Origin of the sequence: Pseudarthrobacter sp. W1I19, assembly GCF_030817835.1 — a bacterium.
In the GTDB taxonomy this organism is placed as follows: domain Bacteria; phylum Actinomycetota; class Actinomycetes; order Actinomycetales; family Micrococcaceae; genus Arthrobacter.
The window spans coordinates 4,130,689-4,157,473 of sequence record NZ_JAUSZR010000001.1 but is presented as its reverse complement, the minus strand read 5'-3'; the positions used below and the strand labels follow the sequence as shown (position 1 = coordinate 4,157,473).

Annotated in this window: 26 protein-coding genes; 20 read left to right on the top strand and 6 right to left on the bottom strand. The window is 66.5% G+C overall.

The window, feature by feature from the left end; all coding sequences use genetic code 11:
• Positions 1-33: 33 nt before the first annotated feature.
• Entirely contained in the window at positions 34-861 is an 828-nt protein-coding gene (locus tag QF038_RS19225; RefSeq protein WP_307612325.1) for an alpha/beta fold hydrolase, read from the top strand.
• A gap of 14 nt (positions 862-875) precedes the next feature.
• Here QF038_RS19225 and QF038_RS19220 read toward each other — a convergent pair whose 3' ends face one another.
• Both QF038_RS19220 and QF038_RS19215 read right to left on the bottom strand, forming a co-directional pair.
• Positions 876-2,201 (bottom strand): carboxylesterase family protein, encoded by a 1,326-nt coding sequence (locus tag QF038_RS19220; protein ID WP_307612323.1) that lies wholly within the window; start codon positions 2,199-2,201, stop codon positions 876-878.
• A 120-nt stretch (positions 2,202-2,321) separates the two neighbouring features.
• Positions 2,322-2,810 (bottom strand): inorganic diphosphatase, encoded by a 489-nt coding sequence (locus QF038_RS19215; RefSeq protein WP_018762663.1) that lies wholly within the window; start codon positions 2,808-2,810, stop codon positions 2,322-2,324.
• A 154-nt stretch (positions 2,811-2,964) separates the two neighbouring features.
• Here QF038_RS19215 and dacB point away from each other — a divergent pair, with 154 nt between their 5' ends.
• From dacB to QF038_RS19140, 15 genes are all read left to right on the top strand, one after another.
• Positions 2,965-4,476 (top strand): D-alanyl-D-alanine carboxypeptidase/D-alanyl-D-alanine-endopeptidase, encoded by a 1,512-nt coding sequence (gene dacB, locus QF038_RS19210; protein ID WP_307612321.1) that lies wholly within the window; start codon positions 2,965-2,967, stop codon positions 4,474-4,476.
• 238 nt (positions 4,477-4,714) lie between these two features.
• Complete coding sequence (locus tag QF038_RS19205; RefSeq protein ID WP_307612319.1) at positions 4,715-5,848, top strand: zinc-dependent metalloprotease; 1,134 nt, start codon at positions 4,715-4,717, stop codon at positions 5,846-5,848.
• Between the two features lie 128 nt (positions 5,849-5,976).
• Positions 5,977-7,035, top strand: a complete 1,059-nt coding sequence (tilS, locus tag QF038_RS19200; RefSeq protein ID WP_307612317.1) for a tRNA lysidine(34) synthetase TilS — start codon at positions 5,977-5,979, stop codon at positions 7,033-7,035.
• A gap of 31 nt (positions 7,036-7,066) precedes the next feature.
• Positions 7,067-7,618, top strand: coding sequence for a hypoxanthine phosphoribosyltransferase (gene hpt / locus QF038_RS19195; protein ID WP_018770260.1), 552 nt, complete (start codon positions 7,067-7,069; stop codon positions 7,616-7,618).
• Positions 7,619-7,632: 14 nt separating this feature from the next.
• Positions 7,633-8,676, top strand: a complete 1,044-nt coding sequence (locus tag QF038_RS19190; protein WP_307613534.1) for a LacI family DNA-binding transcriptional regulator — start codon at positions 7,633-7,635, stop codon at positions 8,674-8,676.
• 179 nt (positions 8,677-8,855) lie between these two features.
• Positions 8,856-10,919, top strand: coding sequence for an ATP-dependent zinc metalloprotease FtsH (gene ftsH, locus QF038_RS19185; RefSeq protein WP_307612314.1), 2,064 nt, complete (start codon positions 8,856-8,858; stop codon positions 10,917-10,919).
• A 10-nt stretch (positions 10,920-10,929) separates the two neighbouring features.
• The gene (folE, locus tag QF038_RS19180; protein ID WP_307612312.1) at positions 10,930-11,574 is read left to right on the top strand and encodes a GTP cyclohydrolase I FolE; all 645 of its coding nucleotides are present in this window, start codon (positions 10,930-10,932) and stop codon (positions 11,572-11,574) included.
• A 10-nt stretch (positions 11,575-11,584) separates the two neighbouring features.
• The gene (folP, locus tag QF038_RS19175; protein WP_307612310.1) at positions 11,585-12,505 is read left to right on the top strand and encodes a dihydropteroate synthase; all 921 of its coding nucleotides are present in this window, start codon (positions 11,585-11,587) and stop codon (positions 12,503-12,505) included.
• Positions 12,506-12,513: 8 nt separating this feature from the next.
• A complete protein-coding gene (folB, locus tag QF038_RS19170; protein ID WP_307612308.1) occupies positions 12,514-12,963 on the top strand; it encodes a dihydroneopterin aldolase in 450 nt (149 codons plus the stop codon).
• Complete coding sequence (gene folK, locus QF038_RS19165; RefSeq protein ID WP_307612306.1) at positions 12,960-13,505, top strand: 2-amino-4-hydroxy-6-hydroxymethyldihydropteridine diphosphokinase; 546 nt, start codon at positions 12,960-12,962, stop codon at positions 13,503-13,505. Before folB ends, folK begins: the two co-directional genes overlap by 4 nt.
• Entirely contained in the window at positions 13,502-14,050 is a 549-nt protein-coding gene (locus QF038_RS19160; protein ID WP_307612303.1) for a DUF3180 domain-containing protein, read from the top strand. Before folK ends, QF038_RS19160 begins: the two co-directional genes overlap by 4 nt.
• The gene (locus QF038_RS19155) at positions 14,031-14,543 is read left to right on the top strand and encodes a PH domain-containing protein (protein WP_307612300.1); all 513 of its coding nucleotides are present in this window, start codon (positions 14,031-14,033) and stop codon (positions 14,541-14,543) included. The genes QF038_RS19160 and QF038_RS19155 overlap by 20 nt, the downstream gene beginning before the upstream one ends.
• Before the next feature lie 131 nt (positions 14,544-14,674).
• The gene (locus tag QF038_RS19150; RefSeq protein ID WP_307613533.1) at positions 14,675-16,243 is read left to right on the top strand and encodes a PH domain-containing protein; all 1,569 of its coding nucleotides are present in this window, start codon (positions 14,675-14,677) and stop codon (positions 16,241-16,243) included.
• Positions 16,236-17,129, top strand: coding sequence for a Rossmann-like and DUF2520 domain-containing protein (locus tag QF038_RS19145; RefSeq protein WP_307612298.1), 894 nt, complete (start codon positions 16,236-16,238; stop codon positions 17,127-17,129). Before QF038_RS19150 ends, QF038_RS19145 begins: the two co-directional genes overlap by 8 nt.
• Positions 17,130-17,131: 2 nt before the next feature.
• On the top strand, positions 17,132-18,064 hold the full coding sequence (locus QF038_RS19140) for a pantoate--beta-alanine ligase (protein WP_307612296.1): 933 nt from the start codon (positions 17,132-17,134) through the stop codon (positions 18,062-18,064).
• Between the two features lie 120 nt (positions 18,065-18,184).
• Here QF038_RS19140 and QF038_RS19135 read toward each other — a convergent pair whose 3' ends face one another.
• Positions 18,185-18,451, bottom strand: coding sequence for a hypothetical protein (locus tag QF038_RS19135; RefSeq protein ID WP_307612294.1), 267 nt, complete (start codon positions 18,449-18,451; stop codon positions 18,185-18,187).
• Positions 18,452-18,724: 273 nt separating this feature from the next.
• Here QF038_RS19135 and QF038_RS19130 point away from each other — a divergent pair, with 273 nt between their 5' ends.
• The gene (locus QF038_RS19130; protein ID WP_307613532.1) at positions 18,725-19,255 is read left to right on the top strand and encodes a TetR/AcrR family transcriptional regulator; all 531 of its coding nucleotides are present in this window, start codon (positions 18,725-18,727) and stop codon (positions 19,253-19,255) included.
• Between the two features lie 63 nt (positions 19,256-19,318).
• Here QF038_RS19130 and QF038_RS19125 read toward each other — a convergent pair whose 3' ends face one another.
• Complete coding sequence (locus tag QF038_RS19125) at positions 19,319-20,815, bottom strand: HNH endonuclease signature motif containing protein (protein ID WP_307612293.1); 1,497 nt, start codon at positions 20,813-20,815, stop codon at positions 19,319-19,321.
• A gap of 340 nt (positions 20,816-21,155) precedes the next feature.
• On the opposite strand from QF038_RS19125, the gene QF038_RS19120 reads away from it, so the two are divergent.
• Positions 21,156-21,722 carry a type 1 glutamine amidotransferase domain-containing protein gene (locus QF038_RS19120; protein WP_307612290.1) on the top strand — a complete coding sequence of 189 codons (567 nt, stop codon included), beginning with the start codon at positions 21,156-21,158 and terminating at the stop codon, positions 21,720-21,722.
• A gap of 128 nt (positions 21,723-21,850) precedes the next feature.
• On the top strand, positions 21,851-23,326 hold the full coding sequence (locus QF038_RS19115; RefSeq protein ID WP_307612288.1) for a DHA2 family efflux MFS transporter permease subunit: 1,476 nt from the start codon (positions 21,851-21,853) through the stop codon (positions 23,324-23,326).
• A gap of 81 nt (positions 23,327-23,407) precedes the next feature.
• Here the strand turns inward: QF038_RS19115 and QF038_RS19110 are convergent, their stop codons facing one another.
• Together QF038_RS19110 and QF038_RS19105 are read right to left on the bottom strand one after the other, a co-directional pair.
• Positions 23,408-24,244: an alpha/beta fold hydrolase gene (locus QF038_RS19110; RefSeq protein WP_307612286.1), complete on the bottom strand. Its 837-nt coding sequence runs from the start codon at positions 24,242-24,244 to the stop codon at positions 23,408-23,410.
• A gap of 78 nt (positions 24,245-24,322) precedes the next feature.
• Positions 24,323-25,177 carry an alpha/beta fold hydrolase gene (locus QF038_RS19105; RefSeq protein WP_307612283.1) on the bottom strand — a complete coding sequence of 285 codons (855 nt, stop codon included), beginning with the start codon at positions 25,175-25,177 and terminating at the stop codon, positions 24,323-24,325.
• A 68-nt stretch (positions 25,178-25,245) separates the two neighbouring features.
• Between QF038_RS19105 and lysS the strand changes: the two genes are divergently transcribed.
• Complete coding sequence (lysS, locus tag QF038_RS19100) at positions 25,246-26,784, top strand: lysine--tRNA ligase (RefSeq protein ID WP_307612281.1); 1,539 nt, start codon at positions 25,246-25,248, stop codon at positions 26,782-26,784.
• Position 26,785: the final 1 nt, after the last annotated feature.

Here is a 26,785-nt window from a genome sequence, read left to right as displayed (position 1 = left end):
CCGCCTGCCAACAATGCCTGAAAGGATCAATCCATGCCTTGGCTCGATGTGCTCGGCAACGACATCCACTACACCGACTCCGGCCGGGGCCAGCCAATTGTGCTGCTGCATGGCCATGCCTCCGCGGCAGCGTGCTGGGAGCCGATCACCGCGGAACTGGAGCAGGACTTCCGGGTGTTGACGTACGACACCTACGATCACGGCTGGTCGTCGAACTCCCCGCGGCAGGGGCCACTGGTGGACCGGGCTGCAGAGCTGGATCAGTTCATTGCTTCCCTCGGCCTGGAGACCCCGGTGATTGTGGGCCAATCCATGGGCGGGATGACGGCCCTCCGATGGGCGGTCCGGAATCCCGGCGGTGCCGCAGCACTGGTGGTTTGCGGAATGGGCTGGCCGCTGGTGGTGCCGCCGCCCGGGCAGCCCGGCCAGGCAGAGAAATTCGAGGTGTTCAGCTCGCTTGATGCGGACGAGAGGATCTGGCTGGGGGTGGGGAATTCCTTTACCGAGCGGTGGATCGCCCAGAACCCCAAGGACTACGCCCGCTATATCCGTGTCCGGTCCACCGCTGCCGCCATCGAAGCCGCCCGCTACCCGCGAAGCCTCGAGCAAAGCCAGGGAGAGTTCCTGAGCGCCGATCCGGGGGATGTGGACTGGTTCCAGCAAGGACTGGAATCCATCTCCAGCCCGCTGCTGGTGCTGATCGGGGACCAGGAAAGGCCGCGTATCCGCCGCGGGGCTGAGCACGTGGCCGCAACGGTGCCCGGCGCCAGCCTCCTGGTAGTGGAGGACGCCGGCCACAACGCCTACTTCCAGCGCCAGGACATCCTGGTGGAAGCCATCCGCAACTTGGTTGCCACCTGACCTTAGCTCTTCAGTCAGGCCGCCTGATACGTCAGCGCGCCCGGGACCCCACCCTTTGCGCCGAGGGTGTCTCCCCGCGCGAAAGCCGTCCAGAGCCTCCGCACCTGCCGCCCGACGTCGTCCACGTCCTCCCAGGCCGCCCCGGCGATCAGCCCCACACCTTCCCACGTGTTCCGGTTGCCGAACAGGAGCGGCAGGTCGATCGTGTGGGCGGCCCCGAAGATGTTGCCCGGTGCATGCCAATGCAGCACGTAGCTGTGGGCTTTTCCGCCTGCCTTGGCATGGCGCCGGGCGAATTTCCGCGAAGCCCTGCCATACACAGTCTCGGTGACCACCCAATCAATGGCCCGGACAGCGGCGGTTCCAGCAACCGGAACGCCGGCCAGCCGGCTCAGGTACGGGCTGCGCGGCAGGAACAGCCGCGCCTCCTCAGACGTGTGCCCGATCAGCACCTCTATTCCGGGTGCGGAACGGTTCCACGCGGCCTCGATGTCCGATTCCTCCGGCAGGGGCGCGTGCCCGTACTGCGTCCCGAAGGGCATGGCGGCAAGCATTCCGAACTTCCGGGCCATCTGCGCCACGTGGTCCTCCCGCTCCACCACGTCCATGGCCGGGGTGTCGTCATCAACTGCTTCGGCTGCGATGCCCATCGCGTGGTTCATCTTTGCCCTGCCCCGGGAGATGCCCAGCGGGGCGCTTTGGATGATGGCCCGCTTGAACAGTTGCGGCGCCTCAGGGGTGGCCATGAGGTGGGCGATGGCGTCGCCGCCGGCGGACTGCCCGAACGCCGTCACCTGCCCCGGATCACCGCCGAAGGCGGCAATGTTCCGCTGCACCCAGCGGAAGGCCTCCAGCTGGTCCAGCAGGCCCAGGTTTCCGGGACGCCCCGACCGCGTGGCCAGGAACCCGAACAGCCCCAGCCGGTAGGTCACCGAAACCACCACCACGCGGTTTTCGGCCACCAGCACTGCGGGGTCAAAGATGGCCAGGTCGCCCGAACCCGTGGTGTAGGAACCGCCGTGGATCCACACCATCACCGGCAGGCGCTCGCCGGGAGAAAGATCTGCAGGCATGGTGATGGAAAGGTTCTGGCAGTCCTCGCTGCCCGGAAGTTCGCCGTAGCGGGTGCCCAGGACGTCGTCGAGGAACGGCACCGGACCTTGTGGGCAGGCCGGGGCCGGCGAAGTGGCCGCAAACGGCTCGGTCCAGTCCCGCACAGGAACGGGAGGCTGGAAGCGTGTGGCCCGGGCATAGGGGATGCCGGTGGCCCGGAGGACGTCCCCGTCGTGCCAGCCGGTGACCGGACCGCAGGGTGGGGTGAAGGTGGGTGCTGAAATCACCTCCCACTTTAACCACAACGAAGGCCCACATTGCTTGACGTGGGCCTTCGTCATTCGGCGGTTGAGCTTGTCGAAACCCCGCTTTCGAAGGTTTCGACAAGCTCACCCACCAGGACGGGACTAGTGGCCGGTGGGCACGTAACGCTTGATGGAGGCTTCCAGCTCGGCTTCGGCGGCGGCGCGGTCGCCCCAGCCCTCGGCCTTGACCCATTTGCCGGGCTCCAGGTCCTTGTAGCGGGTGAAGAAGTGCTCGATTTCCTTGATCAGGAACTCGTTGACGTCGCTGACTTCCTGGATGTGGTCGAAGCGTGCATCTACCGGAACGCAGAGGATCTTGGCGTCTCCGCCGCCGTCGTCGGTCATGTTGAAGACGCCGATGGGGCGGGACTCAACGATGACGCCCGGGTGCAGGTCGAAGTCCTGCAGGAGCACCAGTGCGTCCAGCGGGTCGCCGTCTTCGCCGAGGGTGTTTTCGAAGTATCCGTAGTGCGTGGGGTACTGCATGGAGGTGAAGAGGACGCGGTCCAGGCGGACGCGGCCGGTCTCGTGGTCAACTTCGTACTTGACGCGTGATCCCTTGGGGATCTCGATGGTCACGTCATGCTTCATGGAATGCTCCTCGGCAATTGCAGGGGGTTCGCGGCACACTTAACCGCTCACCAAAGGGAGTGTCCGTGCCGCCGACTATTATTGAGGATATAGCGAGAGGCCCTGGAATCAGGAACTTGTGGGGAAATTTCAGGACTTGAGGACCAGCACCAGGATGACCAAACCAACTGCCGCGGAACCGTGGCTTGACCGTGTCCGCCACAGTTTCCGGGGCACAGTCCCGGCCCTTAAGCGGTCTTGGCCCTTGGTTGTTCTGACGGCCCTGCTGGTGGTCCTGATGATCCCCGCAGCCCTGCTCGTAGCGCCGGGGTTCGTGGGCCCGGAGGCCCCTCCCCCCGCCCCACCGGCGCCTGAATGGCAGCAGGCTCCCGCCACACTGTCTGCCGCGCGCGGACTTGCCCCGCTGGACGCGTCGGCCAGCATTCCGGCCGCGTCCGGCGTCGCCGCGCAGGTGGATCCGCTGTTGAAGGCCGACGGCGGCGGGAGCTTTACGGGACTGGTGCAGGATGCACTCACCGGGCAGGTCCTCTTTGACCGCGGCGGGTCCGAGGGCAGGGTGCCGGCCTCCAACCTGAAACTGCTGACCGCTGTGGCGGCCCTGCGCTCGCTTGGCCCGGAGCACCGCTTCACCACGTCCGTGGTGCAAGGCCCGGCAGCCGGGCAGGTGGTGCTGGTGGGCGGCGGCGACGTCCTCCTCGGCGCCGGCGAGTCGAACGCGGACCAGGCGATGGGCCACGCCGGCCTGGCGAAGCTGGCCGCCGGGACTGTGGAAGCGCTGAAGGCCGCAGGCGCCGCGGGTGAGATCAAAGTGCTGGTGGACGATTCCCTGTTCACCGGCCCGGCCCTGAACCCCGCCTGGGAAAGCGGAGATGTTGCTGCCGGGGAAGTGGCGCCGGTGTACCCGCTGGCGTTGAACTCTGCCCGGTACGACCCCGCTGTCACCACCGGCCCGCGTCCGCAGGATTCGGCCGTCATGGTGGCGGAGGAATTCGCAGCCCGGCTGCGGGCGGAAGGCGCGGCCGCGGGACTGACTGTGGCAGCCGCCGTCGAACGTTCCCCCCGTTCAGCACCAACAGGCGGGGAAGCAGGGGAGCCGGCGATCCTCGCGGAGGCGCAGTCAGCCACGGTGGCCGAACAGGTGGACCTGATGCTGCAGGCCTCCGACAACTACCTCGCCGAAGTTCTGGGACGGATGGCATCGGTGGCGGCCGGCGGTCCCGGGAGCAACGACGGCGCCACGGCTGCCGTCCGCGCGCAGCTCTCCGACGCCGGAATCAACGTTGACGGCATCCGGCTCGTGGATGTGTGCGGGCTCGCGATGGACAACCAGGTGTCAGCCCGCCAGTTCACCGAGGTGGTGCGGGCCATCGCCGCCGGCACAGACAGCCGGCTGCGCGCCGCGCTGGACGGCTTCCCCGTGGCCGGCCTCACCGGCACGCTGGACACCCGCTACGGCGAAGAGTCAACCGCCCGGGGTGCAGGGCTGGTCCGTGCCAAGACCGGCACACTGAACACGGTGCTGGCGCTCAGCGGCTACGTGGTGGACGCCGACGGCCGCCTCTTGGTCTTCTCCTTCATCGGCAACGGGCTCACCCCCGGCGCCGCAGGCAACAAGGTGGCGCTGGACCGGGCTGCCACGGCGCTCACGGCCTGCGGCTGCAGGTAAAGCTGCCGGCCAGTCTGCAGGAGCGGCCCTGCCCCGCTCAACCGTTGCTGGCCGGCGCCGCTCATGCGGGCCCGGGCCGTCCGTGCCGGGAGGGCTCCTGCTTCCACTGCGGGCCGCCGGGATAGCTCCCGCTTTCGCCATCCCGTGAGCGGACTGTGGAAGTTTCGGGACGCTGTGGTGGTTCGCCGGTGAGCGAACTTAAGGACTATCCACAGGGTGCTGTGTTCTGATGGGACTTATGGAGTCCACTACAGGTGAGTCGTCAGCACAAACGTTGTCCAGCCAGGCCTCGTCCCTGATCAACTGGGACCTTGCCGCCTCCACTGCGGCTCGGCTGGCTCCGGCCGGCCCGGTCCTGAATCAGGCCGCCATCGGCGATGCCGTGGACAGCCTGCGCCGGCTCGCCGACGCTTCGGTGGAGCATGTCCACGAGATCACGGGGCTGGAAGCGGCACGGAACCTGCGGGATTCCAGCGTGCTGGTGGTGGACCGTGCCTCATGGGCCAAGGCCAACACCCAAAGCTTTGCCGTGATGCTGAAGCCCGCTATGGAAAAGATGCTCGAAAGCAGGCGCGGTTCCCTGAGTCCTGCCGCCGCCAGTGTCAGCGGCGCCATCACCGGCAGCCAGCTCGGTGCTGTCCTTGCCTTTCTGTCCAGCAAGGTCCTGGGCCAGTACGATCCGTTCGCGGCGCTCGCCGAGGGGTCCAACGCGCCGTCGGGTGGACGCCTGCTCCTGGTGGCTCCCAACATTGTTGCTGTGGAGCGGGAACTGAATGTCACCCCCGAGGATTTCCGCCTCTGGGTCTGCCTGCATGAGCAGACCCACCGGGTCCAGTTCGCGGCCGCACCGTGGCTGCGGCACCACATGCTGCAGCAGATCGATGACCTCAGCGTGCACCTGCTGGGCAACGTGGATTCGCTGATGGAGCGCGCCACGGCCGCCGCCCGTTCACTGAAGGACCGTACCGCCGACGGAAACACACCCGGCCGTGGAGCTATCCTGGACCTGCTGCAGGATCCCGAGGAGAAGGCCGCCATCTCGCACCTCACCGCCGTGATGAGCCTGCTCGAAGGCCACGCGAACGTGGTGATGGACGCCGTGGATGCCAGCATTGTTCCGTCAGTGAAGACCATCCGGCAGCGGTTCAACGACCGCGGCAAGGACCGCGGCGTGATCGAAAAGTTCATCCGCAGCCTCCTGGGCCTGGACGCCAAGATGCGCCAGTATTCCGACGGCGCGCGGTTCGTCCGTGCCGTGGTGGACGTCGCCGGAATGGAAGGCTTCAACCGGGTGTGGGAGTCGGCCGACCACCTGCCCACCGAGCCAGAGATCCACGATGCCAAGCTGTGGCTTGAGCGGATGGGACTCTGATTAACACCGTTCCCCAACCCGGCCAGCCAGCCCGGCCCGGCGATCCATCCCAGCGCATCGAACCACCTCAGCAAACCGGACGACGACGGCCCGGGCGGCTGGCGCCCGTCGTCGGCACTGCGCGCAAGATGCTGCAGGACGCGTTGGCCCAGGCCGGGTACCCCCGCCACCTCCTGGTGGCATGCAGCGGGGGACCGGACTCCCTGGCCCTGGCAGCAGTGGCCGCTTACTTCGCCCGCCGTGGCCACGTGGACGGCCACGCCGTCACGGTGGGTGCCGTGGTGGTGGACCACCAGCTGCAGGAAGGTTCCGCCCAGGTGGCGGCCAAAACCGCCCGCGTCCTGCAGGAACTGGGCCTTGCCCCGGTGGAAATCCGGACCGTGACCGTGGGCGGGACGGGACTTGGCCCGGAAGCCGCCGCGCGTGAAGCCCGGCACACAGCGCTGGAAGCAGCCGCAGAGGACCAGTGTGCGGATGGCATCCTGCTGGGCCACACGCTGGATGACCAGGCCGAACAGGTGCTCCTGGGCCTGGCCCGGGGTTCGGGAACCCGGTCGCTTGCCGGGATGCGGCCAGTCCGCGGAAAGCTGCTGCGGCCCTTCCTGGGACTCCGCCGGGCGGACACGGAGGAGATCTGCGCCGTCGAGGAGCTGGACCCGTGGCACGATCCCACCAACTCGGATCCGGCCTTCGCCCGTTCGCGCACCCGCGTTGAAGTCCTGCCGCACCTTGAAGAGAAGCTGGGGCCCGGCGTCGCGGAATCGCTGGCCCGGACAGCCTCCATCCTGCAGCTGGACGCCGACTACCTCGAGGATGTGGCGGAACGCACCTTCAGCTCGCTCGTGGAGTGGAACGGCCGCGAACTGAGCCTTCCGGAGGACGGGTTGCGGGCTTTGGCACCCGCCATCAGGTTCCGCGTGATCGCCAAGGCGGCGGCCGACGTCGGCGGGCAGCAGCCCAGCTACCAGCGCCTTTTGGCCGCGGAAGCACTGCTGCGGCGGCAGGGTTCGGCCGGCCCTGTGGAGCTGCCCGGCGGCGTGAGCGTCTACCGGTTGTCCCTCGCGCAGCTGGAGGGATCGAAGGATGTCGGCGTTCCGGCGGCCCAGGGCAGCCCCGGTTCCGTTCCCCGTGGAGGCGCACGCTGTGGGAAGCTAGTATTCCGGCCTCAAAAACCGCCCGCAAAATAGTCGCACCCCCGCATCTACACAGGAGCCATTGGTGGATTCAAACGACGTCCAGGCAGACCTCAAGCACGTTCTCTACACCAAGGAGCAGATCCAGCAGCGGATCACCGAGCTCGCTGCGCAGATCGACAAGGACTACGAGGGCCGCGAGATCCTCCTTGTGGGCGTCCTCAAGGGTGCCGTGATGGTGATGGCTGACCTGGCGCGCGCACTCCACAGCCACATCTCCATGGACTGGATGGCTGTCTCCTCCTACGGCTCCGGCACCCAGTCGTCGGGAGTTGTCCGCATCCTGAAGGACCTGGATACGGACTTGATGGGCAAGGACGTGCTGATCGTCGAGGACATCATCGACTCCGGCCTCACGCTCTCCTGGCTGAAGACCAACCTGGAATCCCGCGGCACCGCCTCCGTGGAAATTTGCACCGCCTTCCGCAAGCCCACGGCCGCCAAGGTGGAGATTGACGTCAAGTACGTCGGGTACGACATCCCCAACGAATTCGTGGTGGGCTACGGCCTGGACTACGCCGAGAAGTACCGCAACCTGGACTTCGTGGGTACCCTCGCCCCGCACGTCTACGAGTAGGCTGCGCCGCCCGGATCTTGCGTAAAAACATTGGCATCAAGGACGTGGCGCTGGCCGCAGGAGTTTCTGTCACCACGGTCTCCCATGTCCTGAACGACGTTTCCTACGCACGGGTCAGCGCCGAAACGCGGGACAAGGTACGGTCCGCGGCCACGCAGCTGGGCTACGGGCCGAACCGCCTGGCGCAAGCACTGCGGAGCCGGCGCACCGGAATGCTCGGCCTGGTCAGCGAGGACATCGCCACCACGCCGCATGCCGGCCGCATCCTGCTGGGTGCCGATGATGCTGCCCGCGCCCGCGGTTACACCCTGATGGTCATCAACACCTCTGGCACCGCGGGCCCCGCATCCCGGGAAGCCGACGTGGAGGCGCTCCTTGAGCGGCAGGTGGACGGCATCCTCTACGCCACGATGTACCACCGGACGGTGGATGCCCCGCCCAACCTGGGCAAGGTGCCGGCCGTCCTCGTGGATGCAGTCAGCGCCGGCGAGCCAATCACCTCCGTAGTCCCGGACGAATACGGCGGGGCGAGTACCGCCGTCGAAACACTGCTCGCCGCGGGGCACCTCCGCGTGGGCTTCATCAACAACACCGAGGATGTGCCCTCCACCCGCGGGCGGCTCCGCGGCTTCCGCGAAACCCTCAACCGGGCAGGGCTCGACGGCGACGCCGCACCCGTGCGGTCCGCCTCCTCCGATGCGCAGGGCGGCTACGACGCAGCCCGCCGGATCCTCCAAGGTGACAACCCGCCGTCGGCCTTGTTCTGCTACAACGACCGGATGGCGATGGGAGCCTACCGCGCAGCCGCCGAGCTGGGCCTCTCCATCCCCTCAGACCTGTCCGTGGTGGGTTTTGACGACCAGGAACTGATCGCTGCCAACCTGCACCCGGGGCTCACCACCGTCGCGCTGCCGCACTATGAGATGGGCGCCTGGGCCGCGCAACGGCTGATAGACACGGTTGAGGGGACACAGCTGCCGGACGCCGCCGTGCCTGAGCCAGTCCTCCTTGACTGCCCGCTGGTGGCACGCGGCTCGGTCGCCGGGCCCCGAATTTAGGCCTGATGCCCCTGTCCGGAGACGTGGTGGCGCCAGTACGCCCACAGGGAACTTTTGCCCCACACCATGCGTGATCTACTCCGGACGGTGTATAGCTAGAAGCTGACGCAGCACCATCACGCGCGCAGAGTACTCGCCGTGCAGCACTACCAGGAGGGACGGGGCCAGCCCCCGAACAGATGAAAGCTAAGAACTTCTTCAAGGGCCCGGGCATCTGGATCGTCGTTGTGATCGGGATGCTCCTGGTGGCCTTTGCAACGCTCGCTCCCGGCGGTGCAGCCCGGATCGATACAGACAAGGGCCTCGAACTGCTCTCTGGCGACAAGGTGGAGCAGGCAAAGATCTTCGACGGCGAAAACCGTGTTGACCTGGTGCTGAAGGACAACCTCCAGCTGGACGGGCAGGATAAGGGCAAGAGCGTCCAGTTCTTCTTTGTGGATGCCCGCGCCCAGGACGTGGTTAAAGCAGTCACCGATGCCAAGCCGTCCGAGGGTTACACGGACCAGCCGATCGAAAGCAACTGGTTCTCCGGCCTGCTCTCGCTGCTGATCCCGGTCATCCTGCTCGGTGCCCTGTTCTGGTTCCTGATGACCCGGATGCAGGGCGGCGGCTCCAAGATCATGCAGTTCGGCAAGTCCAAGGCCAAGATGGTCAGCAAGGACATGCCACAGGTGACGTTTGCTGACGTGGCCGGTTCCGACGAAGCTGTGGAGGAACTGCAGGAAATCAAGGAGTTCCTGCAGGAACCCGCGAAGTTCCAGGCTGTTGGCGCCAAGATCCCCAAGGGCGTGCTGCTGTACGGCCCTCCAGGTACCGGTAAGACCCTCCTCGCCCGCGCCGTCGCCGGTGAGGCTGGCGTCCCCTTCTTCTCCATCTCCGGCTCGGACTTCGTTGAAATGTTCGTCGGTGTGGGCGCGTCCCGCGTCCGCGACCTCTTCGAACAGGCCAAGGCCAACTCGCCCGCCATCATCTTCGTGGACGAGATCGACGCCGTCGGCCGCCACCGCGGTGCCGGCATCGGCGGCGGCAACGACGAACGCGAGCAGACCCTCAACCAGCTGCTGGTGGAGATGGACGGGTTCGACGTCAAGACCAACGTCATCCTCATCGCCGCCACGAACCGGCCCGACGTCCTGGATCCCGCACTGCTGCGTCCCGGGCGCTTCGACCGCCAGATCGGCGTGGACGCACCGGATATGATCGGCCGTGACCAGATCCTCCAGGTGCACGCCAAGGGCAAGCCCATGGCGCCCGGCGTGGACCTCAAGGCCGTTGCCAAGAAAACGCCCGGCTACACCGGTGCGGACCTCGCCAACGTCCTGAACGAGGCAGCCCTGCTCACCGCCCGCTCCAATGCCAACCTGATTGATGACCGCGCCCTGGACGAGGCCATCGACCGTGTGATGGCAGGCCCGCAGAAGCGCAGCCGCGTCATGAAGGAGCACGAGCGTAAGATCACCGCCTACCACGAAGGCGGCCACGCCCTGGTGGCGGCCGCGCTGCGGAACTCGGCCCCGGTCACCAAGATCACCATCCTTCCCCGCGGCCGCGCCCTCGGGTACACCATGGTGGTTCCGGACAACGACAAGTACTCCGTGACCCGCAATGAGCTCCTGGACCAGATGGCCTACGCCATGGGTGGCCGCGTCGCCGAAGAAATCGTCTTCCACGATCCCTCCACCGGCGCCTCCAATGACATCGAGAAGGCCACCGGCACCGCCCGCAAGATGGTTACCGAGTACGGCATGAGCGAACGCGTCGGCGCCGTCCGGCTGGGCCAGGGCGGCGGCGAGCCGTTCCTGGGCCGCGACGCCGGGCACGAGCGCAACTACTCGGACCAGATCGCCTACGTAGTAGACGAGGAAGTGCGCCGGCTGATCGACCAGGCCCATGACGAGGCCTACGCCATCCTCACCGAGAACCGCGACGTCCTGGACCGCCTGGCCCTCGAGCTGCTGGAGCGCGAAACGCTGAACCAGGCTGAAATCGCCGACATCTTCCGTGACATCCGCAAGCGCGACTTCCGCGAGGTGTGGCTGTCCAAGGAGACCCGCCCGGTGCAGAAGGCCGGGCCCGTGGAGTCCCGCCGGGAGCAGGCTGAGCGTGAAGCCCAGGAGGAAGCCAAGCAGGCCCGCCTGGACGAGCCGCTGGACGCCCAGCCGCCGCATCCGCAGGGTGTTCCAGAAGACGCCCCATTCCAGGGAGGCATCCCCGACTCGGGGCCTGACGCCCTTCGCGGCTAAGCTTTCATACGTGACCCACTTCGACGACGACGACGTTCCCGCCTCCGCCGGCTACCCGGCGGAGGGCGGCGCCCACCATTCAAAGCACCAGAAGGTGGACCGGCCGCGCATTGAGGCTGCCGTCCGCGAGATCCTCCTGGCTATCGGAGAAGACCCGGACCGCGGCGGCCTCGTGGACACCCCCAAGCGGGTGGCCAAGGCCTACGCCGAGGTGTTTGCCGGGCTTCACCACGACCCCGCCGACGTCCTGTCCACCACCTTCGACCTGGACCATGAAGAACTGGTGCTGGTCAAGGACATCCCGTTCTACTCCACCTGTGAGCACCACCTGGTGCCGTTCCATGGTGTGGCCCACGTGGGCTACATTCCCTCGCATGACGGCAAAGTGACCGGGCTGAGCAAGCTGGCCCGGCTCGTGGATATCTACGCCCGCCGTCCCCAGGTGCAGGAGCGCCTCACCACGGAGATCGTTGAAGCGATGGTCCGCCACCTCAAGCCGCGTGGCGCCATCGTTGTTGTTGAATGCGAACACATGTGCATGTCCATGCGCGGTATCCGCAAGCCCGGAGCAAAGACCGTCACCAGTGCGGTCCGCGGGCAGCTTCATGACCCGGCCACCCGTGCCGAAGCCATGAGCCTCATCCTCGGAAGGTAATCAACAGACCATGGATTCACTCGCTGCAGCGCCGGGAACCGGCCCCGCAACCTCGCCATTGCCCGTCCTGCGCAAACCGCGGCCGGCAGCCCGCTTCGAAGACCTGCCCACCGACCGCACGCTCGTCATGGGCATCGTGAACGTTACGCCGGACTCCTTCAGCGACGGCGGCCAGCACGCCACGGCCGATTCCGCCATCGCCGCCGGGCTGCGGATGTTCTATGCGGGAGCGGACATCATCGACGTCGGAGGCGAATCCACGCGTCCCGGCGCGGAAGACGTCAGCCCTGAGGAAGAACAGCGGCGCGTGATTCCGGTGATCGAGGCGCTGGTGAAGGCCGGCGCCCTGGTCAGCATCGATACCATCCACGCCGTCACGGCGGCGGCCGCGCTCAACGCCGGAGCGGCCATCATCAATGACGTTTCCGGGCTCACCATGGAACCGGAAATGGCCGAGCTTGCGGCATCCTCCAAGGCCCCGTACATCCTCACGCACCGCCGCGGCGACGCCCGCACCATGAACTCCCTGGCCGAGTACAAGGACGTTGCCGGCGAAGTGGTGGCCGAACTGGCCGGAGTGCGGGACAAGCTTTATGCTGCCGGCGTCAGCCCGGACCAGATCATCATCGATCCAGGCCTGGGGTTCGCTAAGAATGATGCCCAGAACTGGGAACTCCTGCAAAACCTGGACCAGCTGGACAGCCTGGGCCACAAGGTCCTGGTGGGTGCGTCCCGCAAACGCTTCCTCGGCACCCTCCTGACCGTTGCCGGCAAGACCGCAGCGCCGCAGGAACGCGACGACGCCACCGCAGCCATCACCGCCATCAGCGCGTACCGGGGTGCCTGGGCAGTGCGCGTGCACGACGTCGGCCCCAGCCTGGACGCCGTAAAGGTTGCCGCGCGCATGGCCGCCCCAAGAACCAGCCAGTAGGCCCAGCGATGGACAGGATTACGCTGACCGGTGTCACCGCCGTCGGCCATCACGGAGTCTTTGATTTTGAACGCCGTGACGGCCAGCCGTTTGTGGTGGACGCGGTGCTCCACCTGGACTTCGCCAAGGCCGCGGAATCTGACGATGTCCGGGACACCGCGCACTACGGCGAGGTTGCGCAGCGTATTACTGAATGGATTTCCGGCGAACCGCTGAACCTGATCGAGGCGCTTGCCGTGCGGATCGCGGACAGCCTGCTCAGCGAATTCCGGCTTGAGGCCGTGGACATTACCGTGCATAAACCGCAGGCACCCATCGAGGTTCCCTTCGGCGACGTGGCGGTCAGCGTCCACCGGGCAAGGAATGACGCACGCCGGGATGCAGGCGGTGTCACCGCAGGCCGGGACACTCCGGGCCGGGACAACGGGGAGAAACCAGCGCAGGGGGAAGCCGCATGAACTCCGGGTATTCCAAGGTGGTGCTGGCCTTGGGCAGCAACCTTGGTGAGCGTAATGAGACCCTGACCGAGGCCGTCGCTGACCTCGTGGACCCGCCCGAGATCCGCCTTCTCGCGGTTTCGCCCATTGTGCAGACCAAGGCTGTCGGCGGTCCGCCGAACCAGCCGGACTTCCTGAACATGGTCATTACCGTCGAAGCCAGCCTCACTCCGGAGGAGCTGCTGGAACACTGCCAGTCGGTGGAAAACAAGCACCACCGCGTGCGGGAGGTGCGCTGGGGGCCCCGGACGCTCGACGTCGACATCATTACTTACGGCGATCTGCGCAGTGATGACCCTGTCCTCACCCTGCCGCATCCACGCGCGGCTTCCCGCGCCTTCGTCCTGTACCCCTGGTCGTTGATCGAACCCGCAGCCACGCTGAACGGTGAACGCATCAGCGCCCTTGCCACCCGTGCTGATGATTTCGGCGACCTTGCCCTGTTCGACGGCTTCGGCGACTTCGACGGCCTGCCCACGGCAGGAGCTGTGGAGGAGCGATGAAACCCCTCAATCCGCTGCGCCTGATGCTGATCTGCGTCATTTTGGCAGTGGCGGGCTGGTCGGCCACGGTGGTGACCAGCCGCTACGGCATGGCCACTCCCGTCCTGCCGGCCACCGCGCTGGCCACCATGGGCGTGATTGTGGCCATCACCCTGATCCTTGGCATCAGGATCCTGCGGTGGCGCAACAGCAACAAACCCAACAGCTCCAAGAAAAAGACACTGCTCGATCCGCTCCTCGCGGCCCGGACCCTGGTGCTCGCGCAGGCCTGCGCTTATGCGGGGACGGTCCTGCTGGGCTGGCACGTGGGAATCTTCCTGGACCAGCTGCGGATCTGGAGCCTGCGCAGCAACCAAAGCATTACCTGGCTGGCGCTGGCGATGGCGGGCGGCGGACTGGTGATGATCGTGGTTGGCTTCCTTGTGGAGCGGTTCTGCAAGATCCCGCCGGAGGACGGCGACACCAACGGCACAGACGGGAAGCCGGGCCGATCGGTACGCGGCGAAGCCGCAGGGGAAGGCGAATATGCATACCGGGGCGATTGACCCGCCGGGCATCATCTGGCAGCGCGTATCACCAAAATACGTCACCGTCCGGCTGGTGGAGTGGGCGCTGGCGAACCTCATCACGGTGCTCCTGCTGTCCCTGCCGCTGCTGTTTGTCCTCCTGAAGGTGTGGAAGTGGCCGCCATTGTGGCTGGCCATCACGGTGCCCACCGTGGCGCTGGTCCTGGCGCTGTGGAGGCTGGTGCTGATCCCGCGGCAGGTCCGCGCCATCGGCTATGCGGAACGGGACGACGACCTGCTCATCAGGACCGGGATCTTTTTCCAGCGCACCATGGCCGTCCCCTACGGCCGCATGCAGTACGTGGACATCGGCGTGGGACCGGTTGAGCGCGGGCTGGGCCTGTGCACCTTGAAGCTTCACACCGCCTCGCCGGGGACCCGCGCGCACATCCCCGGGCTGCCAGCGGCGGAAGGGGCACGCCTCCGCGAACAGCTCGCGGCGCGGGGCGAAGCCAGGCTGGCTGGACTGTGACGGCAGAGGGAGCGCGTCCGGAGCCCGGCGCTCCCGTCACAGCCCCCGCCCCTGAAAGCGCCGCTCCTCCTGCTCAGCCGGGGGCTGCACCGGGCAACGCTCCAGGCGCAACTCCCCATGCCGCGCCAGGCATCGTTCCCGATGGTGTTCCTGGCACGGCGGCCGACGGCGAATGGCTGCGTGTGCACCCGGCGTCACCTTTTGTGCGTGGTTGGGTGGCACTGGCGGCCATCGGCTTCTTTTTCGGCCGGGACGTTTTTGAGCGGGCGCTGCAGGGACGGCCGATCATGGAGGACGAGTTCGCCGGCCGGGCGCCTTGGCTGCTGGCCGGTGGCGGCATCATGCTGGCCATCGCGGTGCTGGGTTTCATCCTCACCTGGTACTTCACTAAATACCAGGTGTCCGGAGGCTACGTCCGGGTGAACACCGGCTTCATTTTCCGGCAGCAGCGCCAGGCACGGCTGGACCGCGTGCAGGCCATCGACATTGAGCAGCCCCTGCTGGCGCGGATCTTCGGCCTGGCCGAGCTCAAATTCGAGGTGGCCGACGCGGGGGAATCCGCCGTACGCCTTGCCTACCTCACCATGGACGAAGCCCGCCAGCTCCGCGCCACCATCCTGGCGCGCGCCGCCGGCGTGGCCGTGGACCCGTCCCGCCCTGACGAGCCGGCACCCGAGGCGCCGGAATACCCGGTACTGGCGGTGCCGCCGTCGCGCCTTATCGGTTCCCTGCTGCTCAGTGAGCAAAGCGTCTTTGTGCTGCTGGGCGGGGTGGCGTCCGTTGTTCTTTCGGCCGTCACCGACAACCGCGGTTTCTACTTCTACCTGATTCCAGCTGCCCTGGGCCTGGCGGCAAGCTACTGGAACCTGTTCAACAAGGGCTACAACTTCACTGCGGCCATCTCGCCGGACGGCATCCGGCTCCGCTACGGGCTGCTGGACACCCAGGCCCAGACGCTTCCGCCGGGCCGGATCCAGGCATTAAGGATCGGCCAGCCTCCATTGTGGCGGGCACTGGGCTGGTACCGGATTCAGGTCAATGTGGCCGGGTACGGCGGCGTCGAGAACGCTGCCGAGGGATCCGCCCGGACCACGCTCCTGCCGGTGGGCAGGCTGGAAGACGTGATGGCGATCCTTGCGCTGGTGCTTCCGGATCCCGGCACCCCGGATCCTGCCGCCGTCTTCGGCGCAGGGCTCCATGGCCTGGATTCCGACGGCGGATTCGTCACCACGCCGCGCAGGGCCCGCCTGCTTGCGCCGTTGGGGTGGCGCCGGAACGGTTTTGCCGCCACGGACACCGCGCTGCTGATCCGGTCCGGCCGCTGGTGGCGGGAGCTGACAATGGTGCCGCACCAGCGGACCCAGTCCCTGGCACTGCACCAGGGCCCGCTGGCGCGCCGGTTCCGCGTGGCTGACCTGGTACTGCACACCACTGTTGGGCCGGTTACGCCGCGCTTGCGGCAGGCAAGCGAGGAGCAGGCACTCGCGCTTTTTGACGCCCAGTCCGCCCGGGCGAGGCTTGCCCGTAAGCGGCAGACCACTGAACAATGGCTGGCCCAGGTGGCCCCTGGCACCCTGCTCGGTGATGCGGGCCTTCCGGGTAAGCCCGTCTCCGGGCCCGAGCTTGTCGCTGAGCGGAAGCCGGCGGTTGAGCCTGCCGAAACCCCGATCCCAACCCAGAAAGGCCGGCATCATGGCTAAGCCCGGGCGCCTCGGCGTCGGAATCATCGGTGCGGGCAAGGTGGGCGCTGTACTCGGCGCGGCCCTCCGCGCAGCCGAACACGCCGTCGTCGGAGTCTCAGCTGTTTCGGACGCCAGCCGTGAACGCGCGGAGACGCTGCTGCCCGGCGTGCCCGTCCTGGAAATCCAGGAAATCGTGGAGCGGGCGGAACTGGTGCTGCTGGCCGTGCCCGACGACGCCTTGCCCGGCCTGGTGGATGGGCTGGCCAAACTCGGCGCCTGGCAGCCCGGCCAGCTGGTTGCACACACATCCGGGCGGTTCGGGGTGGGGGTGCTGCGTCCGGTGCGCGCGGCCGGAGCCGTCCCGTTGGCGCTGCATCCTGCGATGACTTTCACGGGGATGAGCCTGGACCTGACCCGGCTGCTGGACTGCACGTTCGGGGTCACCGCGGATGCCGCCATGCTGCCCATAGCGCAGGCGCTGGTGGTCGAGATGGGCGCCGAACCAGTGGCCATTGCCGAGGCCGACCGGACCCTTTACCACGCAGCCCTGGCGCACGGTTCAAACCATCTGGTGACCCTTGTGGCTCAGGCTTCCGAGCTGTTGCGTGATGTTGGCGTCGAAATGCCCGAGCGGATGCTGGGCCCGTTGTTGCGGGCCACCCTGGAGAACGCGCTGGCGTCGGGGGAGTCCGCCCTGACCGGGCCGGTGGCGCGGGGCGATGTGGGAACCGTGAAAGCCCACGCGGAGGCCCTGCGGGAGTTCGACGGCGGACGGCAGGGCGATGTGCTGGCTGCTTACCTTGCGATGGCGCGCGCCACAGCCCTCCGCGCCGAGGGGCGCGGGCTGCTGAAACCCGACCAGCTGGGGGAACTGCGCAAGGCCTTGGAACCGGAGGAAGACTGAAGATGCCCATCAAACTCGTCACAACAGTGGCCGACCTGCATGCGCAGAGCGCCCGGCTCCTTACCGACAAAAGCGGAACCTCCCAGGGCCTGGTGCCCACCATGGGCGCACTCCACGAGGGTCATGCAGCCCTGGCGCGGACCGCCGCCGGGCAGAACGACGTAGTGGTGGCCACCATCTTCGTCAATCCGCTGCAGTTCGGTGATGCCACCGACCTGGACCGCTATCCGCGGACGTTGGATGCCGACCTCGCGTTGCTGGAAGCGCAGGGCGTGGACTTGGCTTTTGCCCCGTCCGTGGAGGAGGTCTATCCCGGCGGCGAGCCGCTGGTGCGGATCACCTCTGGAAGGCTCGGGGAGAAGTGGGAAGGAGCCTCCCGGCCAGGCCACTTCGACGGCGCCCTCACCGTAGTGGCCAAGCTGCTGCATTACGGAACCCCCGGCGCCGGGCTGTCCGCTGGTAAGGGGGCACATAGCAAGGGGGCGCCGGGCGGCCTCCCGGCCTACCGCGCCTACTTCGGCCAAAAGGACGCCCAGCAGTTGGCGCTGGTCCGGCGGATGGTGACGGACCTGAATTTCCCGGTGGAGATCGTAGGCGTGCCCACCGTCCGGTCAGCCGACGGGCTGGCGCTCTCCAGCCGCAACCGCTTCCTGTCCGACGACGAGCGCGAGGCTGCGCTGGTGCTGTCGCGGGCGCTGCGGCTGCTTGAGGAGCGGGCAGCTGCGCGGGAGCCGCTGGACCTGGAGTCTGCGCAGGCGATGGTGGAGTCGCGACCCCTGGTGGCGCTGGACTACTTCGATGTGGTGGATCCTGACACGCTTGAGCCCTTGGCGGAGAACTGCCGGGAGACGCCGTTCCGGGGCGAGGCTTTGGCTCTCATCGCGGCGAAGGTGGGCCCGGTGCGGCTGATCGACAATATGCCGCTGAGCTCCTAGCGCCAGCGCATTCCCCTGCTTGAGCTCCTAGCGCTTGTGTGTTCCTGGAACCCGTTGCGCACACGGAAGTTTTCCGGGCCGCGGGGCTGGCTGGCCGCAGTATCTGCTGGGGTATCTGCGCTAGATTCCTGGCCGGCCGCGGCTGGTCATCAACTGTTCGAGGAGCGCCCGTTCTGGACGGCCCGGGTTCCGGGCGACACAGCGGCGGAGCCTCGCCCTGGCGAGCTCTTCGCCCGGTTCGTGGCTGCAGAGGATCTCGTCGATGATCTCTTGGGCCTGCCATCGAAGTGACTCGATGGCGAACTGACGGATCTCGGCCGGAGTGTCGCCACTCATCCACGGGTCGGGATCCGAGGGCACGCTTTGGAACATCCGCTCTGCTGACATAGGAGCCTCCTTGCACCAATCCGAGCGGCCGGTGGGCTGGCCCCTGCGGCGTAGTAAGCACTGCGCGTAAGGGAACACTACAGCGGGAAAGACCGGTCTGTCTTCCCCTCACGGCGGTAAACTGGAATTGTCATGAATCCAGAAGCGGAGTATCCAGCAGTCAATGCGCTTGACCAGGCATTGTCAGCCGAGCCTACAGTGGCCGTTCATGCGCCTGTGGTTGCTGAACCGCCCGCTCCGGAGAGTGCTGCCGCCAAGTCCGTGGCCAGGATCATGACGGTGGCTTATGAGCTTTTCTCCCGCCGAGGCGTCCGGGATGTCGGCGTGAATGAACTGATTGAACGGTCCGGGGTAGCAAAGGCCACGTTCTATCGTCATTTCCCCTCGAAGGACTCCCTGGTCCTGGCCTTCCTCGAACAGCGGGACAAACAGTGGACTGTAGAGGCGATCGTCTCCGAAGCCCGGCGCCGCGGAAATACGCCCACCGAGCAGCTGTTGGCCATTTTCGACGTCTTCGGAGACTGGTTCCTGCGCGAGGACTTCGAGGCCTGCTCCTTCATCAACGTCCTGCTGGAGATGGGTCCGGCACACCCGCTGGGCCAGGCCAGCATCGACTACCTTGCGAAGATCCGGGGACACGTCCAGGCCCTGGCTGAAGAAGCCGGGCTGCAGCGTCCGGACGAGTTCGCACGGTCGTGGCACATCCTGATGAAGGGCTCCATCATCTCCGCCACCGAGGGCGACATGCAGGCAGCCAAGCGCGCCCAACAGATGGCCGGTTGGCTGATCGAGCACCACCGCTAAAGCTAAGTTGAATGTGCCAGCGGGGTGCCGGTGTGCAGCCCAAGGCAATCTCTGCGGCCGACCTTAGCCCGATAGCAAGGCTACGAGGGCATTTTCGAATTGGCTTTCTTCGACCGGTCGGAGCCTCTGTGCTTCCGTTGCGCGGGTCAGGAGTCCGGGTGGCCATTGGGGTGGTTGGTGGTCGGGCTGTTCGGCTTTGTAGTGGCGGCCGGTGGGTGAGGTCCAGCCGGGTGGTTCGTTCCGTGTTGCCGTTGTTGGTGTCCAGCCGCTGTTGTGTTTGAGACGGTGGTGTTTCGGGCAGAGCTGGGCCAGGTTGCTGATTCCGGTGGTGCCGCCGTGTTGCCACGCGGTGAGGTGGTCTGCCTCGTTGTCCAGGGACGGGTTGTTGCAGCCGGGGAAGGCGCATCTGCCGTCCCTGAGCTGCAGGGCTTTTTTCATGGCTTTGGTGAGCCGGTAGTTGGTGCGGCCAATTTCCAGCGGCGCCCCGTCCCGCGGATCCACCAGCACCCGGTAGAACGAGGAGGCGCCGTTAGCAACGAGCCTGCGGGCCATCGAGGCAGGGATTGGACCGTAACCGTCCAGGTTTGCCGGTTCGTCTTTGATGCCGAACAGGGCGAGTACCGGCACGGTCACCAGGACGTCCACCTTGGGTGCCGGGACGTTGCCCAAGCCGGCACCTGCGTGGGTTTCACCCGGCTTGCCTTGTCCCGCGCCGCTTTGTCCTGTGTTGCTTTCTTGTGTGCTGGTTTCCGGGCCGGGGTGAATTGCGGTTCCTGCGCGGAGGAGCAGGCTGGCGGCGATGTCGGGGCGGAGTTGGGTGATGGTGCGGGGTTCGTCGGGGCCTTGGAGGCCGCGGGCGAGGGCGGTGGTGCGGTTCCAGATGGCTGAGCCCTGGTGCGCGGGGATGTAAAGGGAAACCCAGGCCATGCCGTCGCGGTCCGGGGTGTATTCCATCCGCCGGTCCGCGGCGCACTTGGCGTGGCGTTTCTCCAGGGATTCTGGGTGGTGGCGTTCGCGCCAGTTCCGGACTCTGTTCCGGAACCGTCCGGGGACCAGGTCGCCGGCGGCGGCTCCGCGGGCAGGGTTGGGGTTCAGGACGTGCTCTACGAGGGCGGCCGCGCCGGTTGGGTCGAGGCTGTCGGTTTCGTCGGCGATGATTTTGGCGTGCTGCCAGGAGATGGTCCCGGCGGAGAGGGCGTCCATGGCCGGTGGCAGGGAGGCGAGTTGCCGGGATTGGGTGACGAGCGCTCCGGCGGCGGGGGAGCTGATGGTCAGGACCCCGGCGATTTCCTCCACCGCTGACATCTCCGCGTAAGTCCGCTCATGCACGCGTGCTTCCGGCGGGATCATCGCGTGCTGGATCTCGATGGCCTCGGATGCGTCCCGGGCTTTGACGGCGGCGATCTGGGCTTCCAGCTGCTTCGTTACCGCTAACCGCTCCAACCGGATCTCATACTGCCGCTGCAAAATATCCACATCGGTGCCCCCGCCCGTGCCCAGGACGGCGTCTTCGAGGAACAGGGCATCAAGCCGGGCGGTGGAGGCGTGAATGCCCTCCATCGCTGCTGTCCTGCTCTCGCCGTCGCCCATCGCCCATATCAATATCTTCTAATGGGGGTCTGACATTTTCGTGCCAGCCAGGACTTGGCCGACGAAGATGGCCGGGAAGGTAGCGAGGGCCGCCATCGTACGCTGGCGCCGGCCGCCATCGCACTTTGTCGCCCGGCCGCCGTCGTAACGGTCCTCCCTGCCCAGCACTTACCCAGGATGCAAACAAATATAGTCAGCTTGCTTATCACTTGCCCTTTTCCTACGCTGGAAGCTGTCAGGCAAACAACTCTCGAAGCGGTAGTCCGCGCCCTCAATAGCGCGCGGCGTGCCGCTCACAGGAGGAGGAAAAATGGCAGAACATAGCATCACAGGCAAGAAGGTGGCATTCCTGCTGACCGACGGCGTGGAGCAGATTGAGCTGACCAGCCCCTGGCAGGCGGTCAAGGAGGCCGGCGGCCAGCCCACCCTGGTGGCGCCCAAGAGCGGAAAGCTGCAGGGGTTCAACGGCACGGAGAAGGGCGACACGTTCGACGTCGACCTCACGGTGGCAGAGGCGAACGCCTCCGACTTTGATGCCCTGGTCCTGCCGGGCGGCGTTGTAAACGCAGACCACCTCCGGGTGGACAAGGAAGCGCAGGCCTTCACCCGGAGCTTCTTTGAGCAGCACAAGCCGGTCGCGTCCATCTGCCACGGGCCCTGGCTGCTCATCGAGGCCGGCGTGGTGCGCGGACGGAACGTCACCTCGTACCACACGCTCCAGACCGACCTGAAGAATGCCGGCGCCAACTGGACCGACGAGGAAGTGGTAGTGGACCAGGGCCTGGTCACCAGCCGCAACCCGGACGATCTCCCGGCATTCAACAGCAAACTGGTCGAGGAGATTTCCGAAGGCCAGCACGCCGGCAAGACGGCGTAGGACCCCATTTGTTCCCTCAGGGTTAAGGAAAAAATACCGTGCGGAGGAATTACTCCAGCCGGTAGAGTGTTGGAGTCTGCAGCGACGCTGATCGCGCACCTTTCAAACAACTCCCTGAGGGAACACCCATGTCTACCGAAGTCTCTCCGAACGCCAGCGGCAAGTCCGTCCAAACCGAAGGAACCACGCCCGCCGCGCCGGAGAAGATGTCCCGCGAATCGGTAACAGTCATCAGCACGCTGCTGGTGGCGACGTTTGTGGTGATCCTCAACGAGACCATCATGAACGTCGCCCTGCAGCGGCTCATGGTGGACCTCCAAGTGGATGCCTCAACCGTCCAGTGGCTCTCCACCGGGTTTATGCTCACCATGGCCGTGGTCATTCCCACCACCGGGTTCATCCTGCAGACCCTGTCCACTCGCGCAGTATTTATGCTCGCGATGGGGCTTTTCGCCGGCGGTACCGCACTTGCCGCAGTGGCGCCCGGCTTTGAGATCCTGTTGCTGGCCCGCATTGTCCAGGCCGGCGGCACCGCGATCATGCTGCCCCTGCTGATGACCACCATCCTCACGCTGGTTCCGATGGCCAAGCGCGGCGCCGTGATGGGCAACGTCAGCATCGCGATTTCCGTGGCACCGGCCATGGGCCCCACGGTTTCCGGGTTGATCCTTGAGCACTTCACCTGGCGCTTTATGTTCGTGTTCGTCCTCCCGGTGGCCCTCGCGGCCCTTGCCATCGGTGCCAAGTACCTGACCAACGTTGGCGAGACGGAAAAGGCGAAGCTCGATGCCCTTTCGGTCATCCTGACCGTCCCCGCGTTCGGCGGCCTGGTCTACGGCCTCAGCCAGATCGGCGGCGGCCATGGCGGCCAGGCCGGGCCGGGTGTTGCAGCCATCGCCGCACTGGTCATCGGTGTCGCCAGCCTCGCCGTCTTTGTCCTCCGCCAGCTCCGCCTGCAGAAGGGCGACGCCCCGCTGCTGGACCTGCGCGCGTTCAACTTCCGTATGTTCACCGTCTCGGTCCTGCTGATGGTGGTGGCCATGATGGCGCTGTTCGGCGGCGTCATCCTGCTGCCTCTGTACCTACAGGAAATCCGCGGGCTCGGCTCCCTCGAGACAGGCCTCGCGCTGCTTCCCGGCGGCCTGGCCATGGGCCTGCTGGGCCCGGTCATCGGCCGGCTCTTCGACAAAGTAGGACCGCTACCGCTCACCGTCACCGGTTCAGTCCTGATGGTGGTGGCGCTGTGGCAGTTCTCAATGCTCGACGCCGGGACGCCCGTCTGGTGGATCGTCACCTTGCACGTGGGGCTGAGTTTCGGACTGGCGTTGCTGTTCACGCCGGCGTTCACCACCGGCCTGAACCCGCTTCCGCCGCACCTCTACTCGCACGGGTCCGCGATCATGAGCACCACGCAGCAGGTGGCCGGTGCCGCCGGCACTGCGCTGCTGGTGTCCATCTTCGCCGTGGTCTCAGCCGCGTCGGGCCTCGTCGCCGGGATGAGCGCCGCCTTCCTGACGGCAACCGTCATAGCCTTCGCCGCCGTCGTACTCTCCGCCATGATGCGTAAAACGGAAGGCGCCGGCCCGGGCCACGGCGGGCACTAACCCCGTCCACTGACCCAACTGGATCGCAGTTAACGTCGTGAAAACCGCTTTTTGCGACGTCAACTGCGAGCTACTTGGGGTTCAGCCGGCGTAGAAGTCCGCCAGTTCCTTGATCAGCTTGTCAGGGGCCTTGATGACACCGTCGTGTCCGAAGCCGGGCAGGATGGTGTAGGTGGAGCCGGACAGGACGTCGTGGATCTGGCCGCAGGCCACCCCGAAGTACGCCGGGCTCTTTTCGCCAACCACGATCAGCGTTTCCAGCGGCAGTTCCAGGAACGGTTCGGCCGGCATGTCCGCGGCAATGATTGCCTTGATTTCGCGGACCCCGGTGCGCATCATCTCGCGCTGCTGCTTGCCCTCTGAAGTACCTGCCGTGAGCTTGTTGGCCAGGGTCAGCATGGAGAGCGGCATGCGCGACGAGAAGGCGCCACCGGCTTCGAGGCCGCGCTGCAGGACGGCGAGGGCGCGGTCGTCGTCCCCGGCCGCGATGGCCCGCTCGTACTCGGCGGTCCAGTCCGCCTTGACGCTGTGGTTAACAGAGACGGCGGGATCGTAGACAGCGAGCCGTTCCACCGGCAGCGTCCGGGCGGCATGGAGCGCAACGGCCCCGCCGAAGCTGTGCCCGAAGACGTCCGTGCTAGAGGTGTGCTTCATCACGGTATCGAGGTCGCGGATGTCCACGTCCAGGGTGTAATCCTCCGGCTGGGGCGATGACGAGCCCCGGCCCCGGCGGTTGAACGTGTGGACCGGGCGGCCCAAGGCAGCGCTGAGCTTCTGCGCGAACTTGGTGTAATCCGCAGCCGTCACCAGGGACGGCGGGACAACCACCACGCCTGAACCGGCGGAAGCCAGTTCCGCACCGGTTGAAAAGAGCTCCAGAGTGCCGCCGTCGGGGGTCCTGATGTTCTCACGCGTCATGTTCCGAGCCTAGCCGAGCAACCTGAACGCGGGCACCATGGACACTGGAATGCTGACTCGGCAAGAGGCGCCGGGAACCTAACCCTTGAAGTACTCGGAGATGTCCGTGACCAGTTCATCCACGGCGGCCGGAATGGAGCCGTGGAAGCACTTGGGGGAGAGCTCGTAGGTGCTGCCGGGGACTGCGGCATGGAGCCGTTCGGCTGTTGCCTTGTAATATCTGGGACTCTTGCCACCCGCCATGAAGTGGGTGTTGGCGGGGAGCACGCTGAAGTCCCTGGCGTGATCCGCCTCGTTGTAGGCCGCCCGGAGTTCGCCCACACCGCTGGGCATCACTTCCTGGAACATCCTGTTCACCTTGGTGCCGGACATCACGGCCATCAGCCCGGCGAGGACGGGCTCCGGGATCCTCGCCAGGGCCGAGTCTGGTTTGGTTGCCTTCTTCATGTGGGCGAGGGCGCGGCCCACTTTGCCCTTGTTCACGGCATCTTCGAAACCGTCCGGCCATCCGGTGTCGATGCTGCCGTCGATGTTCACGGCGGCGTCGTACACCGCGAGCTTGTCCGGAACATACCGGCTGCCGGTGAACTCCTGCACGGCATTAAGTGCCACCGAGGCACCCAGGCTGTGGCCCAGGATGTTTCGCGCTCCGGTGGCGTCCAGGACCGTGCGGACGTCCGCTATCTCCGTGGCCATCGAGTAGCCTGCCGGTTGCTCTGAGGAGCTGCCGCGGCCGCGCCGGTCATACACGTCCACGGCCCAGCCCTCGCCCAGGCCCTTTGCCAGCGCCGTCGAAAACGGCCGGTAGATCAGGGCGGTGAGGAAGGCGCCGCCGATCAGCGCCACGCGGCGTTCGCCTGGCGCGTCTTCGGTGCCGTAACTGTACAAAGCCAGCCGGCCGCCGTCGTGCGTTGAAAGGACCTGTTCTTTCACCACCCCATCCCAGGCAGGGCCGGTTGGGAGGCCGCGCAGCCGGGCCGGCCGGATGCCCGGTAAACTTGATGATTGTGACTTCCCAAAACACCCCCTCGCCCAAGAACGCCCCGGAGCCGCTGGATGCCAGCGAGCAGATGCGGATCCGCATGGAGAAGCGCGCCAAACTGATCGAGCGCGGCGTTGAGGCGTACCCGGTGGGTGTGGAGCGGACGCACTCCCTCGCAGAGATCCGGGAAAAGTACGCCCACCTCCAGGCCGATGACACCACCGGCGACATCGTCGGCGTCACCGGCCGCGTGGTGTTCGTCCGCAACACCGGAAAGCTTTGCTTCGCAACCCTCCAGGAAGGCGGCACGGACGGCAAGGGGACCCGCCTGCAGGCCATGCTCAGCCTTGCCAACATCGGCGAGGAAGCGCTCGCCGACTGGAAGGCCCTCGTTGACCTCGGCGACCACGTGTTCATCAAGGGTGAGGTGATCTCCTCCCGCCGCGGCGAGCTGTCCATCATGGCCGATTCCTGGTCCATGGCCTCCAAGGCACTGCGCCCGCTGCCGGTGCTGCACGCCGGGCTGAATGAGGAAACCCGCGTCCGCCAGCGCTACGTGGACCTCATGGTCCGCGACGAAGCCCGCGAAATGGTCTACACCCGCGCTGCCATCACGCGCTCCATCCGCGAGACGCTGTTCCGGCACAGCTACGTTGAGGTGGAGACCCCCATCCTGCAGCTGGTCCACGGCGGCGCGCTGGCGCGGCCGTTCGAGACCCACATGAACGCCTTCGACCAGAAGATGACCCTGCGCATCGCCACTGAGCTGTACCTCAAGCGCGCCGTGGTGGGCGGCATCGATCGCGTCTACGACATGGGCCGGGTGTTCCGCAATGAAGGCGTGGACTCCACCCACAGCCCGGAATTCACCACGCTTGAGTGCTACGAGGCGTGGGCGGACCAGTTTGTGATGGCTGAGCGGATCAAGGAGATCATCCTCGACGCCGCCGACGCCGTGGGTGCCGGCCGCGTCCTGCAGACCGAAGCAGGGGAGATCAACCTCGACGGCGACTGGGCCTGGGTGTCCGTGTACCCGGGACTGTCCGACGCCGTTGGGCAGGACATCACGCCGGAGACTCCGCTGGAGGTGCTTCGCGGGATTGCTGAGAAGCACGAGGTCAAGGTGGACCCGAAGTGGGACGCCGAGAAGCTGGTGGTCGAGCTCTTCGGCGAAATCGTTGAGCCTACGCTGCTGAACCCCACTTTCGTTTACGACTACCCGCCCTCCGCCCAGCCGCTGGCGCGGCCGCACCGCAAGGACGGCCGGCTGATCGAGGCCTGGGACCTCATCATCGGCGGCATGGAGCGCGGTACCGCGTTCTCGGAACTGATCGACCCCGTCATCCAGCGCGAGCGGCTCACCGAACAGTCCCGCCACGCAGCGGCCGGCGACGACGAAGCAATGCAGCTGGATGAGGACTTCCTGCGCGCACTCGAATACGGCGCCCCGCCCATGGGCGGCATCGGACTCGGAATCGACCGGCTGGTCATGCTGTTCACCGGCGCCGGAATCCGCGAAACAATCCTGTTCCCGCTGCTCAAGCCCGAGGGCCACTGAC

What these genes read in the sequence shown, in the direction of transcription:
- QF038_RS19225 (WP_307612325.1), top strand. Translation starts at nt 34, where the DNA reads ATGCCTTGGCTCGATGTGCTCGGCAACGACATCCACTACACCGACTCC.
- QF038_RS19215 (WP_018762663.1), bottom strand. Translation starts at nt 2,810, where the DNA reads ATGAAGCATGACGTGACCATCGAGATCCCCAAGGGATCACGCGTCAAG.
- dacB (WP_307612321.1), top strand. Translation starts at nt 2,965, where the DNA reads ATGACCAAACCAACTGCCGCGGAACCGTGGCTTGACCGTGTCCGCCAC.
- QF038_RS19205 (WP_307612319.1), top strand. Translation starts at nt 4,715, where the DNA reads ATGGAGTCCACTACAGGTGAGTCGTCAGCACAAACGTTGTCCAGCCAG.
- tilS (WP_307612317.1), top strand. Translation starts at nt 5,977, where the DNA reads ATGCTGCAGGACGCGTTGGCCCAGGCCGGGTACCCCCGCCACCTCCTG.
- ftsH (WP_307612314.1), top strand. Translation starts at nt 8,856, where the DNA reads ATGAAAGCTAAGAACTTCTTCAAGGGCCCGGGCATCTGGATCGTCGTT.
- folP (WP_307612310.1), top strand. Translation starts at nt 11,585, where the DNA reads ATGGATTCACTCGCTGCAGCGCCGGGAACCGGCCCCGCAACCTCGCCA.
- folB (WP_307612308.1), top strand. Translation starts at nt 12,514, where the DNA reads ATGGACAGGATTACGCTGACCGGTGTCACCGCCGTCGGCCATCACGGA.
- folK (WP_307612306.1), top strand. Translation starts at nt 12,960, where the DNA reads ATGAACTCCGGGTATTCCAAGGTGGTGCTGGCCTTGGGCAGCAACCTT.
- QF038_RS19160 (WP_307612303.1), top strand. Translation starts at nt 13,502, where the DNA reads ATGAAACCCCTCAATCCGCTGCGCCTGATGCTGATCTGCGTCATTTTG.
- QF038_RS19155 (WP_307612300.1), top strand. Translation starts at nt 14,031, where the DNA reads ATGCATACCGGGGCGATTGACCCGCCGGGCATCATCTGGCAGCGCGTA.
- QF038_RS19145 (WP_307612298.1), top strand. Translation starts at nt 16,236, where the DNA reads ATGGCTAAGCCCGGGCGCCTCGGCGTCGGAATCATCGGTGCGGGCAAG.
- QF038_RS19140 (WP_307612296.1), top strand. Translation starts at nt 17,132, where the DNA reads ATGCCCATCAAACTCGTCACAACAGTGGCCGACCTGCATGCGCAGAGC.
- QF038_RS19135 (WP_307612294.1), bottom strand. Translation starts at nt 18,451, where the DNA reads ATGTCAGCAGAGCGGATGTTCCAAAGCGTGCCCTCGGATCCCGACCCG.
- QF038_RS19130 (WP_307613532.1), top strand. Translation starts at nt 18,725, where the DNA reads ATGACGGTGGCTTATGAGCTTTTCTCCCGCCGAGGCGTCCGGGATGTC.
- QF038_RS19125 (WP_307612293.1), bottom strand. Translation starts at nt 20,815, where the DNA reads ATGGAGGGCATTCACGCCTCCACCGCCCGGCTTGATGCCCTGTTCCTC.
- QF038_RS19120 (WP_307612290.1), top strand. Translation starts at nt 21,156, where the DNA reads ATGGCAGAACATAGCATCACAGGCAAGAAGGTGGCATTCCTGCTGACC.
- QF038_RS19115 (WP_307612288.1), top strand. Translation starts at nt 21,851, where the DNA reads ATGTCTACCGAAGTCTCTCCGAACGCCAGCGGCAAGTCCGTCCAAACC.
- QF038_RS19110 (WP_307612286.1), bottom strand. Translation starts at nt 24,244, where the DNA reads ATGACGCGTGAGAACATCAGGACCCCCGACGGCGGCACTCTGGAGCTC.
- lysS (WP_307612281.1), top strand. Translation starts at nt 25,246, where the DNA reads ATGATTGTGACTTCCCAAAACACCCCCTCGCCCAAGAACGCCCCGGAG.